Annotated in this window: 14 protein-coding genes; 6 read left to right on the top strand and 8 right to left on the bottom strand. The window is 67.9% G+C overall.

The genetic code is table 11. From position 1 onward, the window contains the following. Positions 1-22: 22 nt before the first annotated feature. The 8 genes from CA982_RS16415 to CA982_RS16380 form a co-directional block, all read right to left on the bottom strand. On the bottom strand, positions 23-805 hold the full coding sequence (locus tag CA982_RS16415) for an SDR family NAD(P)-dependent oxidoreductase (RefSeq protein ID WP_086536339.1): 783 nt from the start codon (positions 803-805) through the stop codon (positions 23-25). 10 nt (positions 806-815) lie between these two features. Next, the gene (locus CA982_RS16410; RefSeq protein ID WP_086536338.1) at positions 816-1,568 is read right to left on the bottom strand and encodes an SDR family NAD(P)-dependent oxidoreductase; all 753 of its coding nucleotides are present in this window, start codon (positions 1,566-1,568) and stop codon (positions 816-818) included. Then, on the bottom strand, positions 1,565-2,767 hold the full coding sequence (locus CA982_RS16405) for an acyl-CoA dehydrogenase family protein (protein WP_086536337.1): 1,203 nt from the start codon (positions 2,765-2,767) through the stop codon (positions 1,565-1,567). The genes CA982_RS16410 and CA982_RS16405 overlap by 4 nt, the downstream gene beginning before the upstream one ends. 92 nt (positions 2,768-2,859) lie before the next feature. Further along, complete coding sequence (locus tag CA982_RS16400) at positions 2,860-3,834, bottom strand: phosphotransferase family protein (protein ID WP_086536336.1); 975 nt, start codon at positions 3,832-3,834, stop codon at positions 2,860-2,862. Continuing rightward, entirely contained in the window at positions 3,831-5,033 is a 1,203-nt protein-coding gene (locus CA982_RS16395; protein ID WP_086536335.1) for an acyl-CoA dehydrogenase family protein, read from the bottom strand. The genes CA982_RS16400 and CA982_RS16395 overlap by 4 nt, the downstream gene beginning before the upstream one ends. A 27-nt stretch (positions 5,034-5,060) precedes the next feature. Next, the gene (locus CA982_RS16390; RefSeq protein ID WP_086536334.1) at positions 5,061-6,209 is read right to left on the bottom strand and encodes a thiolase family protein; all 1,149 of its coding nucleotides are present in this window, start codon (positions 6,207-6,209) and stop codon (positions 5,061-5,063) included. After that, a complete protein-coding gene (locus CA982_RS16385; RefSeq protein ID WP_086536333.1) occupies positions 6,206-6,598 on the bottom strand; it encodes a Zn-ribbon domain-containing OB-fold protein in 393 nt (130 codons plus the stop codon). Before CA982_RS16385 ends, CA982_RS16390 begins: the two co-directional genes overlap by 4 nt. 46 nt (positions 6,599-6,644) lie before the next feature. Then, positions 6,645-7,433, bottom strand: coding sequence for an enoyl-CoA hydratase/isomerase family protein (locus CA982_RS16380; RefSeq protein ID WP_064570468.1), 789 nt, complete (start codon positions 7,431-7,433; stop codon positions 6,645-6,647). A 115-nt stretch (positions 7,434-7,548) separates the two neighbouring features. On the opposite strand from CA982_RS16380, the gene CA982_RS16375 reads away from it, so the two are divergent. The 6 genes from CA982_RS16375 to CA982_RS16350 all read left to right on the top strand — a co-directional run bounded on the left by CA982_RS16375 (position 7,549) and on the right by CA982_RS16350 (position 12,245). Beyond that, the gene (locus tag CA982_RS16375) at positions 7,549-7,932 is read left to right on the top strand and encodes a nuclear transport factor 2 family protein (protein WP_086536332.1); all 384 of its coding nucleotides are present in this window, start codon (positions 7,549-7,551) and stop codon (positions 7,930-7,932) included. Continuing rightward, entirely contained in the window at positions 7,929-8,300 is a 372-nt protein-coding gene (locus CA982_RS16370) for a hypothetical protein (protein ID WP_086536331.1), read from the top strand. The genes CA982_RS16375 and CA982_RS16370 overlap by 4 nt, the downstream gene beginning before the upstream one ends. A gap of 170 nt (positions 8,301-8,470) precedes the next feature. Beyond that, a complete protein-coding gene (locus CA982_RS16365) occupies positions 8,471-9,217 on the top strand; it encodes an alpha/beta fold hydrolase (RefSeq protein WP_086536330.1) in 747 nt (248 codons plus the stop codon). A gap of 3 nt (positions 9,218-9,220) precedes the next feature. Next, complete coding sequence (locus tag CA982_RS16360; protein WP_086536329.1) at positions 9,221-10,261, top strand: ABC transporter substrate-binding protein; 1,041 nt, start codon at positions 9,221-9,223, stop codon at positions 10,259-10,261. After that, positions 10,258-11,040 (top strand): SDR family NAD(P)-dependent oxidoreductase, encoded by a 783-nt coding sequence (locus tag CA982_RS16355; protein ID WP_086536328.1) that lies wholly within the window; start codon positions 10,258-10,260, stop codon positions 11,038-11,040. Before CA982_RS16360 ends, CA982_RS16355 begins: the two co-directional genes overlap by 4 nt. Beyond that, positions 11,037-12,245 carry an ABC transporter ATP-binding protein gene (locus tag CA982_RS16350; protein ID WP_086536327.1) on the top strand — a complete coding sequence of 403 codons (1,209 nt, stop codon included), beginning with the start codon at positions 11,037-11,039 and terminating at the stop codon, positions 12,243-12,245. Before CA982_RS16355 ends, CA982_RS16350 begins: the two co-directional genes overlap by 4 nt. Positions 12,246-12,266: the final 21 nt, after the last annotated feature.

The following is a 12,266-nucleotide window of genomic DNA, read 5'->3' as shown; positions in this document are numbered from 1 at the left end:
TCCGGACCGATGCGGGCAGCGTTCACCGCGCGGTCCATCCGCCGTCGACGACCAGGGTCTGCCCGGTGACATAGGACGCGGCATCGGATGCCAGGAACAGGACTGCGCCGTCGACCTCACCGTCGCGTCCGCCGCGCCCCAGCATCGTGTTGCGCCGCACCCATCCGGCCGACTTGTCGTTGGTGAACAGACCATCGGTCATCTCGGTGTCGAACCAGCCGGGTACGACGGCGTTGACGCGGATGCCGCGCCGGCCCCATTGGCCCGCCAGTTCGCGTGTCATTCCCAGCGTTCCGGCCTTGGATGCGGCGTACGAGGCACCACCGATCGGGGCGGTCGACACCAATCCGATGACCGAGGCGATGTTGATGATCGACGCGCCGGCGCCGTCGGCGACCCGGCCGGCGAGGTAGGTCGACAGGTGGAAACCGGCCAGCAGGTTCAGGTCGAGGATCGCCGAGAAACCCTCGTGTGTCTCCTGTTCGGCGTCGGGCGGCCCGGCCATCCCGGCGTTGTTGACCAGGACGTCGACCCGGCCGGTGACGCGGAACGCCTCGTCGACGAGGTGGCGGCGGCTCGCGTCGTCGGTGACGTCGCACCGGACGGGAACGATCGCCGGGTACTTCTCCGCGAGTTGCTCGAGCCGGTCGAGGCGGCGCGCGGCCGCGACAACGGTTGCGCCGGCCGAGGCCAGCGTCGTGGCGAAGCCCAGGCCGAGGCCCGACGACGCGCCGGTCACGATCGCGGTGCGGCCCGTGAGTCCGAAAAGCTCCGACAGCGGGTGTTCGGTGGTGGTGGTTGTCACTGTCGCCTCCTCAGTAGACCGCGGTGCGGCCGCCGTCGACCGGGATGAGCGCGCCGGTGGTGTAACCGGCGTCGTCACCCGCGAGATGGGTGACGAGTCCGGCGATCTCCGCCGGCCGGCCCAGCCGTCCGGCCGGGAGCCGGTCGGTGACGAGGCCGATGAACTCGTCGTCCCAGTTCTCGGCCATGTCGGTGGCGAAACTGCCCGGCATCACGCAGTTGACGCGGACGGTCGGCGCGTACTCCTGGGCGAACGCCTGCGTCAGCGCATTGAGGCCGTTCTTCGCCGCGGCGTACATCGCCTCCGCCGGACTGGGACGAACGGCGCCGATGCTCGAGATGTTGACGATCGATCCGCCGCCGGCGGCGCGCATCCGGTCGCCCGCCACGGCCATGAGCCGGAACGGACCTTTGACGTTGACCTCGATGGTCTTGTCCCACAGAGACTCCGAGACGGACATCAGATCATCGGCGAGGGGCGCGATGCCGGCGTTGTTGACGAGGATGTCGAGGCTGCCGTGGCGGTCGATGATGCCGTCGACCGCCGGTTCGAGCTCGTCCCAACGGCCGACATGCAACGCGAGAGGGTACGCCTGTCCGGGGACGTCCTCGAGAGCGGCGACGGCCTCGGCGCAGGCGTCGGGCTTGCGGCTGGACACGATCACGGTCGCCCCGGCCTCTTTGAGGCCGCGGGCGATCGCCAGTCCGAGCCCGCGACTCGCGCCGGTGACGAGCGCGACCTTGCCGGTGAGATCGGTACTCATGAGTGCTTCTTGACCTCCAGTCGGGCGATGGTGCGCAGATGGACCTCGTTGGGGCCGTCGGCGATCTGCAGGGCACGCGTGATCGCGTGGAGACGGGCGAGGACGGTGTCGTTGCTGACCCCGGCAGCGCCGAAGGTCTGCACGGCGCGATCGACGACCCGGTGCGCGACCTCCATCGCCGACACCTTGATCGCGGCGACCTCGGACCGGGCGGCGGCGTTGCCCTGGGTGTCCATCAGCCACGACGAGTACAAGACCTGCAACCGGATCTGATCGATCTCGATCCGGCTGCGCGCGATCCATTCCCGGACGACGCCCCGGTGGGCGAGCGGCCCACCGAAGGCATGGCGTTCCAGCGAGCGCTTGCACATCATGTCGAGTGCCCGTTCGGCCATTCCGACCGCACGCATGGCGTAGTGCATACGGCCCGGTCCGAGACGCCCCTGGGCGATGGCGAACCCGTCGCCCTCCGCGCCGAGCATGTTCTCGGCAGGGACCCGCACATCGGTGAACTGGACCTCGCCGTGACCGAGGCGGTCGGTGAAGCCGAACATCGGCAGGTCGCGGATCACCTCGATGCCCGGGGTGTCGAACGGAACCAGGATCATGCTCTGCTGTCGGTACGTCGGACCGGCGGGATCGGACTTGCCCATGAAGATGATGAGCTTGCAATCCGGGTCGAGAACACCTGAGGTGTACCACTTCCGGCCGTTGAGCACGTACTCGTCACCGTCGCGGGTGATCGTGGAGGTGATGTTGGTGGCGTCCGACGACGCGACGGCGGGCTCGGTCATCGCGAAGGCCGAGCGGATCGAGCAGTCCAGCAACGGCTCCAGCCATTGCCGCTTCTGCGCCTCGGTGCCGTACATGGCCAGGATCTCCATGTTGCCGGTGTCGGGGGCGGAGCAGTTGATGGCCTCGTTGCCGATGATGGACCGGCCGACGATCTCCGCGAGCGGCGCGTATTCGAGGTTCGTCAGCCCGGCGCCGAGTCCGTCGTGGGTCATGAACAGATTCCACAGGCCGCGGTCACGGGCCAGCTTCTGCAGATCGCGCATGATCTGTGGTTGTTCGTGCGGGTTGTCGTTCTCGGCGATCTGCTCGTCGTAGACCCGTTCGGCGGGATAGACGTGATCGGTCATGAACTCCTCGAGCTGTGCGGCGAGCTCGCGGGTTCGGTCGGAGTAGGAGAAGTCCACGGTGAGGCCTCCAGGCTGGGTGGTCGGGGACGGCGGGGCGTCGCGGTCAGGATCTCGACGTCACTGTCTGCGCGACAGCACGTCTCGTCTCCTCATCGGTTCTGGGCCATCAGGTCGGTGCCGGCCTCGATGAGGCGGGCGATGGTGTCCGGCAGCTTCTCCTGGTCCGGGTCGTGATGGCGCCCCTCGCGATGCCGTCGGAGGTTGTGGCCCATGATCGCCGCCATCTTGAGGCGGCCCAGGGCGTCGAACCAGGTGAGTTCGGGTAGTTCCGGTCCCGAGGACTCATAGGCGGTCACGAGGTCGCCGGCGGAGGGGAGGCCGGCGACCTCGCGTCCCACACCCGGGAAGTTGGTCCCGTCGGCGAAGACGAGGAACCACCCGAGTTCGACGCGGGGATCTCCGATGCTCCAGATCTCCCAGTCGATGAGAGCGGCCGGCTCGGCGCCGGCCGCGATGATGTTGCCCAGGCGATAATCGCCGTGGACCAGAACCGGATCGATCGCCTCCGGGATGCGCCGGGTCAGCAGGGCGAGCAGATTCTCGCCGCCGTCCACCAGCTCGGCCGGCACCGCGCGCAGCGTACGGGCCCAGCGCTCGAGTTCGTCTGTGGGAGAGAGGACCGCGCCGGAGTCGGGGATGCGTCGGTGGTCCACGGCGTGCAGCCGGGGCAGGATCTCCGCTGCCCGCAGCATCCGGGCGGCAGCGAGATCGGGGAGCACCGGCGGGTCGTCGAGAACCGGTTCCAGTGACTCGCCGGCCACCAGTTCCATGGCGAACCAGGCCGGCTCCTCGGGGTCGATCGCGAGGACCCTCGGCACCGGCACGTCGGTGTCGGCGAGTGCCGAGAGGATCGCGGCCTGTCGCATCATGTCGTGACGGCCGATCGACCGCTGCCCCTCCGGGACCGCTTTGACGACGAAGTCCCCGCCGTCGGTCGCCACCCGGTAGGTGAGGCCGGAATGCCCGCCGGGCAGCGTCGCGAACGACGTCACGGTCAGGTCGTGCGCCGCCCGGAGCCGGGTCGAGACCCGCTGTTCCAGAGAGGTTGTCGAGTAGAGCGTCACAGTCGCGGTTCCTTCGGGAGTCCGAGCACTCGCTCGGCGATGATGTTGTGTTGGATCTCGTCGGTGCCGCCGGCGATGCGATATCCCGGTGCGCCGAGTACGTGTTCGGTCCAGGCGTATCGCCCCCACGCGCCGTGATCGGCGACGAGTCGGGAGCCGAGCAGCAGCCGGACCACCTCGGAGGTGCGCGCCATGGTGTCGGTGGCGAGCAGCTTGCCCATCGATGCCTCCGGGCCCGGGTCTGCGCCGCTCATCATCGTCTGTGCGACGCGCATCCCCGCGATGCGCTGGACGAACCCACGGGTCACCAGGTCGGCAACCCGGTCCGCCTCGACCTCCGTCAGCGAACGGTCGAGGTGACGGGCCAGTTCGACGGCGCGATCGGCATTGGCCAGACCGAGACCGGCGCCGTCGAGCCGCTCGGCGGCCAGCACCGTGAGCGCGACGGACCAGCCCGCCCCCACCGGACCGAGGCGGTGATCGTCGGAGAGCCGGACGTCCTCGAGGTACACCTCGTTGAAGGAGCTGCCCCCGGTCATCTGCCGGATCGGTCGCACGGTCACCCCCGCTGCGTTCATGGGGACGAGGAAGACCGTGAGCCCTTGGTGTTTCGGCGCATCGGGATCGCTGCGGCAGACGGCCACCCCGTAGTCGGCGACGCATGCTCCGGAGGTCCAGACCTTGTGTCCGTTCAGAACCCAGGCGCCGTCGCGTGCGACCGCGCGGGTGCGGACCGCCGCCAGGTCCGAACCGGCCTCGGTCTCGGAGAAGAGCTGGCACGCTATCAGATCCGTGCGGAGCATCGCCCGGACGTAACGGTCCTGCTGGTCGGGAGTTCCCCACTGCGCGATCGTGGGTGCGACGAGTTGTTGGGTGACCGAGAACATCTCGGTCCGACGCGGGACGTCGAACTCCTCCTCGATGCCGCGGAAGGCGAGCTCGAAGGCCACCGGCAGGTTCCGGCCGCCGAATTCAGTGGGCCACGTCAGTGCGCCCCACCCGGCATCGAACTTCGCCTTCTCGTACTCGGCGACCGCGTCGGTGTGTGCTCGTTCCTCCGCCGCGGTCCAGTTCTCGAACACCGCGACGGAGTCGCTGCCCGTGCCCCAGCGTGCGTCGGCGGCCGGCGAGGCCATGGTGTGCAGCCATGCCCGGGCCTCGGCGGTGAAGGTGGCCAGGTCGGGGAGGGAGGTGGTCATCTCGATCCGATCGCGAGTGCTGGGTGTTCAGACGGTGAGGACGGTGCACGCACTGATCCCGGGCGCGCCGTACACGTGGGTGAAACCCACCTTCGGTGCCCCGGGGACCTGGCGGTCGCCGCCGTCGCCGCGCAACTGGGTGACGATCTCGTGGATCTGGCGCAGGCCCGATGCGCCGATCGGCTCACCGTTGGCGATGCAACCGCCATCGGTGTTCACCGGGAAGACGCCCCCGATCTCGGTGCGCCCCTCGGCGATCCACTGCTCTTGGGCGCCGTGTTCGCAGAAGCCGCACTCGGCCATGTGCATGATCTCGGCACCGCTCTCGGTGTCCTGGAGCTGCGCGACATCGACGTCGCCAGGGGCGATGCCGGCCTGTTCGAAGGCGGCGGTGGCGGCGTCGGCGGTGACGCTGACCGGTTCACCGGTGCCCTGCACGGCCGGGCTGAAGACCTCGAACGATCCGAATCGTCGTGTCCGATGGCTGATCGCGCGGACCTGTACGCCACGGGCGCCCAGGCGGCGGGTGGCCTCGGCGCTCGCGACGACGACCGCCGCGCCTCCCTCGCCCGGGGAGCAGAACATGTATCGGGTGAGTGGATCGTTGACCATCGCGGCCCCGGCGATCTCGTCGGCGGTCATCGGCTCCCGCCGCCACGCGTTGGGGTTGAGTGCGCCGTTGCGGTAGGCCTTTTCGGCGACCTTCGCCAGCGTGGGCGGGGTGATGCCGTGTACGCCCATGTAGCGCGCGATCTTCGAGCCGAAGAACTGCGTGGTGACCATCAGGCCCGCGTCGCCGTAACCGTCGTCGAGGCCCCATTCCGCGGGTATCGGGTCGAACGCTCCGCGTGGGTGCTTGTCGAAGCCGACCGCCAGGGCGATGTCGGCCGCGCCGGACCGGATCGCGTTCACGGCCGACACCAGTGCGCTACCGCCGGTGGCACAGCCGTTCTTGACGTTGGTGAAGGGGATACCGGTGAAGCCGAGTTCGGCGACGAGGGTGTCGGCCAGTCCGGCTCCGTCGCTGCCGCCGAAGGCGACCTGGACGTCGGGCCAGGAGATCCCGGCGTCGTCGAGGGCGGCTCCGATGGCGGTGACGGCCATCTGCCGGCCGCTCGTCCCGGGCTGGCGTCCGAACTTCGACAGCCCGGCGCCGATGATGTTCACGTCGTTCAACGGGGCACCTCTCCTGGAATGGCTGCGCCGGCCGGTTCGTCCGGATGGACCGCGAAACGCGGTACGGGTTCGGTGGCGATGAGCACGGCAGGGGCACCCATGAGGCCGTCGAAGGTCTCACAGTCGAGGATGCCCGCGACGCGAATGCCCTCGGGCAGTTCGACGTAACCCATCGCGAAGGGCGAGAAACCGTCGGGTGGGGGGACATACGGAGGCGACTTCGGCGCGAACCGCTGGACCGTGTAGGTCCACACCGTGCCCTGGGTACTCAGTGCCCGGGGCGTCGCCGTCGCGGTCGCGCACCGCGCGCAGTGCGCGGTGGCCGGGAAACCGACTGTGCCGCAGGTACTGCACTCGGAACCCATGAGGACGCGATCGTTCTCCGTCATGTCCCTCCCATCCACTCCGTCTCGAGAAATCAGTCGGCCGAACCGGTCAGCGACCGACCCACTTGGGCTCGCGCTTGTTAAGGAATGCGTTGACGCCTTCCTTGGCGTCCTCGGACTGCAGCGCGTTGCCGACCGCGAGGTGCTCCATGACCATGAGCGACTGGATGTCGGCGTCGAGACCACGGTCGATGGTCATCTTGGTGAGCTTCATCGCGAACGGGCTCTTGTCGATGAGAGGCGCGATGAAGTCGGCCTCGAGCTGGTCGAGCTCGGCAGCCGGCGCCGAGGCGTTGATCAGGTTCCAGTCGGTCGCCTCTTTGCCCGACAGCAGCTTGCCGGTCAGCATGAGCTCCTTGGTCTTACGGATGCCGATCATGCGGGGGAGGCGGTAGATCGGACCGGCGCCGCCGAACAGCGCACGGCGGATGTGGAAGTCGCCGATCCGGGCGTCGTCGGCGGCGATGGCGAAGTCGCACGAGATCATCAGCTCGAAGCCGCCGGCGGTGACGTAGTCCTCGAGGACCGCGACCGACGGGGTGTTCATCGAGTACAGGCGGTCGCACACCTTGGCCGAGAGCACGGCGACGTCCATGGCGTTGGTGGTGCCGACGAAGTCGCTGAGCAGGATGTCGAGGTCGAATCCGGAGCAGAACTGGTTTCCCTTGCCGCGCAGGACGAGTACGAGCAGGTCGGGGTCGTTGTCGACCTCGACGATGATCTCGTCGAGACGGTGCAGCAGCTCGGGGGTGACGGCGTTCTTCTTGTGCGGGCGGTTCAGCCACACGCGGGCGACGGGACCGTCCTTCTCGAGGATGATGTGGTCGGTGTCGATCATTGGGTTTCTCCTTGACGGACGAGCAAGTTGAACTGGATTCACTTCAGTTGTAACGGCCGAGCAGGGTGGAAGTCAACACTCGACACCGGAAAGCCTACTGAACTAAGTTCACTTTATGACTGTGATCGAAAAGTACTACGCCACGGTCGACAGCGGGCGGCTGGAGGATGCGATGGCCCTGCTCGCCGCCGACGTCGAGTTCACGATGGTCCTGCCCGGTGGTGAGAATCGCGGCCGGGGCCGTGACCGCATGCTCGAGTATCTGCGCAATCGGCCTCCGGTGAACCGCAAGCACGTCGTGCAGCGGACCGCGGGTGACCGCGATCTCGAGTTCGCCCAGGGCAAGGTGACCGAGAACGACAGCACCACAACGGGATTCTTCGTGGGTGTCATGCATCTGGACGGTCACGGGCTCGTCGACCGCTATCAGGTGACCTTCAGTGCGGACTTCGCGCTGATTCCGGAAGGATCGAACCCTGACGAGCAGGAGGACCGATGACCACCGCCCCGACCCCGACGCTCGCCCGCTGGTTCGAGTACATGGATTCCGATGACCCGGACCGCGTGCTCGGCATGATCGCCGACGACTTCGTGATGTCCGTGCAGTTCTCCAAGGGGGGCGGGGAGTCCGCCGAATTCGTCGGGGACCGGGCCGGACTCGTCGGTTATCTCGCTCAGCGGGAGAAGAGCACGCTGGTCCACCACATCGACGTGGGCGTGACCGAGACCGGTCACGAGATGGTGCTCGGCCGCACGACGAGGAACGGCGCCTTCGAGGCCTCGTTCTCCGCCATCGCGCAGGTCGACGCCGCCGGCTCGGTGCGCCGGTTGCTGATCGCCCGTACTCCCGAGGTCTCGTTCGGCTGAGTTGTCCGTCGAAGTGCCCCGTGTCCGCCGTCGTGTGGGCGCGGGGCACCTCGCATTCCTGGCGGGTGTGTCCTGGTCACAGACTCGAACACGTTAGTGATTGACATCACTTGCATATCTCACTAAATTGCAGAACTGAGATCAGTTCAGTTCGGTCCGGAGGGGTTCACATGAGTGTTGTCCTGGTACATGGGGCGGGGATGGGGAGTTCGTGCTGGGACCGCCTCGTTCCGTTCCTCGACGGACCGGCGGTTGCCGTCGACCTCCCCGGCCGCGGCCGGCGAGGTGACGTCGACCTGCGCGGGGTGACCCTCGGCGACTGCGCCCAGGCCATCCTGGACGACATCGAGGCCGCCGGGCTCGACGACGAGATCGTCCTCGTCGCGCACTCGTTCGCCGGTGTGTCGGTGCCCAGGGTCATGCCGGTCCTCGCGCCACGGCTGCGATCGGTCGTCTTCCTCTCGGCGGTCGTTCCGCCGGATGGCACCCGCGTCCTCGATCAGATCGATCCGGGCGTCCGAGAAGCGGTTCGGGCATCCATCGGCGACGGCATCTATCACCAGGACCGGGCCGCGGTGGAGGCGATGCTCTGCAACGACATGGATGCGTCCCAGACGGCGTGGACCGCCGAGCAGGTCGTCGACGACTCGGCCGCGCTGCTCGAGGAGCCCGTCGACCTCAGTGGCCTGACGGCGCCGGTCGCCCGCACCTACATCCGTCTGACCGACGACCACTGCTACACACCTGATCTCCAAGAACGATCGGCCGCCCTCGTCGGCGGCGACGTCGCGCACCTCGACTCCGGGCACATGCCGATGGTGTCGATCCCCGAACAGCTCGCCGATCTGCTGAACCAGATCGCCGGTCGGCGAGCCACCACCGATTCCACGGCCGATGGCCGCACGAAAGGTATGTGAGAGATGAAGAGCCTGAAGAGAATGACGGCGGTGGCCATCGCCGCGGCGGCGGCCACCGTGCTCGCGGCCTGTGGTGGGGGTGGCTCCGGCTCGAGTGGACCCGTCGACGGAACCTGGGAGGACGTCGTCGCGGCGGCGAAGGAAGAGGGCAGCGTCATGCTGTACTCGAGCCAGAAGCCGGCGAACCTCGAAGCGCTCAAGACCGCTTTCAAGCAGAAGTACCCGGAGATCACCCTCGAATTCGTCCGCGGTACCGACCCGGACATCAACCCGAAGGTCGAGACGGAGAACAAGACCGGCAAGGGCATCGCCGACGTCCACATGCTCACCGACGCGGCGTGGATCGACACCGCCGCCGAATCGGGTACCTACTCCACCGATCTCGTGGGTCCGGCCCTCGACGCGCCCGACTACGACCGCGACAAGAGCGTGATCGCCGACAAGTTCGCACTCACCAGCGCCGCCGTGTTCGGCCTGGGGTGGAACACGAATGCCGTCCCCGGTGGTCTGAAGACACCGCAGGACATCATCAATCCCGCGTACCGCGGCAAGATCGGCGTCGTCAACCCGACCGGAATCGCGTCGTATGTCGACATGTACCGCTACTACGCGAGGACCTACGGCGAGGACTACTGGCAGCAGATCGCCGAACTCCAGCCGCGGGTGTACCCGAGCGCTCTGGGCGTGGCGCAGGCGCTCACCTCGGGTGAGATCTCGGTGACACCGTCCGTGCAACCCCTCGTGACCGAGGTCGAGGCCGGCGCCCCGGTCGACTGGAGTCTCCCGGAGACACCGTGGGGGACACCGTGGTACACGCAGGCGCTGTCGGTCGCACCGCACCCCAACGCGGCGCAGGTGCTCGTAGACTTCATGATCAGCCGCGAGGGACAGGTGGCGCTCAACTCCGGGTACGCCGCAGTGCTCCCCGACATCCCCGGTGCCGTCGCCCGCGCCCAGGACATCGCGCTGCCCCAGACGGCCGACCTCACTCCGGACAAGGTCCGTGAGTACTCGCAGGACTGGGCCAAGGAGTTCCAGCCGTGACCTCGGCCGACGACTTCCATGGCGCGGGCGTCCTCGTCACCGGTGCCGCCAAGGGCATCGGCGCGGCGACGGCGGCGCTGTTCGCCGAGCACGGGGCACGCGTCTACCCGACCGACGTCGACTCGGTGACCGGGGTCGCGTCGGCCGCGGAGTACGGTGCAGCCGATCGCTTCCGGGTGCTCGACGTCCGCGACGAGGACGCCTGGGAGGCCGTCGTGGCCGACATGGCGGCCGACGGGGCGTCGCTGCAGGTCCTCGTCAACTCTGCGGGCGCAGCCATCAAGGCGCCGCTCGCCGAGACCACACTCGACGGCTTCCGGCGCATGCTCGAACTCAATCTGGTCGGGACGTTCCTCGGCGTGCGCGCCGCGGCCCGGCACATGCGGCCCGGTGGTGCGGTGGTGAACATCTCCTCACTGCGCGGCGTGCTCGCCACCGCGGAACTCGGTGCGTACGGGGCGTCGAAGTTCGGTGTACGGGCACTCACCCGGGTCGCAGCGATCGAACTCGCCGACAAGGGGATCCGCGTGAACGACGTCTGTCCCGGCAGCATCGACACCGAGATCACCGCGGTACCGGACTTCGCGTCCGACGACATGGACAGCTACGTTCGCAGCATCCCGATGCAACGACGCGGATCGCCCACCGAGGTCGCCGAGGTGATCCGGTTCCTGGCCGACCCGCGCAGCAGCTACATCACCGGCGTGGACCTGCTCGTGGACGGCGGCACCGGGGCCGGCGTCCGCACCCCGAAGAAGAATGCGGAGAGTCTGACGTGACATCACATTTCGCGGTATCCGGACTGGTCAAGAAGTACGGTGACAACACCGTCGTGGACGATCTGGATCTGCCCATCGAGGACGGCGAGTTCCTGGTCCTGCTCGGGCCGAGCGGTTGCGGCAAGACCACGACGCTGCGTTGTCTGGCCGGACTGGAGACGCCGCAGGGCGGCACCATCAGCTTCAAGGACCAGGTGGTCTTCGATGCCGAGCGCAAACTGAATGTTCCTGCGCACAAGCGCAACATCGGGATGGTCTTCCAGTCGTACGCACTCTGGCCGCACATGACCGTACGCAAGAACATCGGGTACCCACTGAAGGTCCGCAAGATGCGCGACGCGTTGCGGGACGGCTCGGTCGACGAGGCGGCTCGCATGGTCGACTGTGAGGGTCTCCTCGACCGCTACCCGTCGCAGCTCTCCGGCGGACAGCAGCAACGCGTCGCCGTCGCCCGCGGTCTGGTCTCCCGGCCCGACCTGGTGCTGTTCGACGAGCCGCTGTCCAACCTCGATGCGCGGCTTCGTGATCAGGTGCGCTCGCAGATCCATCAACTGCACCGGCAGCTGGGCTTCACGGCGGTCTTCGTCACCCACGATCAGTCCGAGGCGTTCGCCCTCGGTGACCGGATCGCGATCATGAAGGCGGGCAAGATCGAACAGTACGACGAACCCGACCAGGTCTTCGAGTTCCCGGTGTCGGAGTACGTCGCGGCGTTCATCGGCATGTCGAACCGCATCGAACTGCGCCGTGGACAGCATGGCTGGGAGACGACGAAGGGCGACGCCGTCGATCTGTCGCGCGCCGTCGTCCGAGGCGTACCCGACCGCGGGACCGACGCGGTCGCCCGCCTGCGTCCCGACGATCTGCTGCTGCATGCCGGCGAGAACGAGGTCCCCTCCGGAAACGTGGTGTTGCACACCGAACTCGTCGACCACGAGTACGGCGGCCGCTACTACGACGTCACCGTCCGCAGCGGTGAGGACACGCTCATGTTGCGCACACCGGCCGGAGAACACGGCGGCACGCTGAAGAAGAGCCGACCGGGCGAGAAGATGATCGTGAGTTTCGCACCGTCGGCGCTGCGAGTGTTCGCCGACGAAGCCGGCGCGACCGTCGACCGGGTGTCGAACTCGGCCAAGACGCGCGCCACCGGGCGGGACGACGCGCCGGTGATCGAGGCCGAACACGCGGGGTCGCCATCATGACCGCGACCGTCCCGGCCGGGC

It is taken from the genome of Gordonia lacunae (assembly GCF_002149015.1).
GTDB lineage: Bacteria > Actinomycetota > Actinomycetes > Mycobacteriales > Mycobacteriaceae > Gordonia > Gordonia lacunae.
This window is presented reverse-complemented; position numbering and strand designations above follow the sequence as displayed.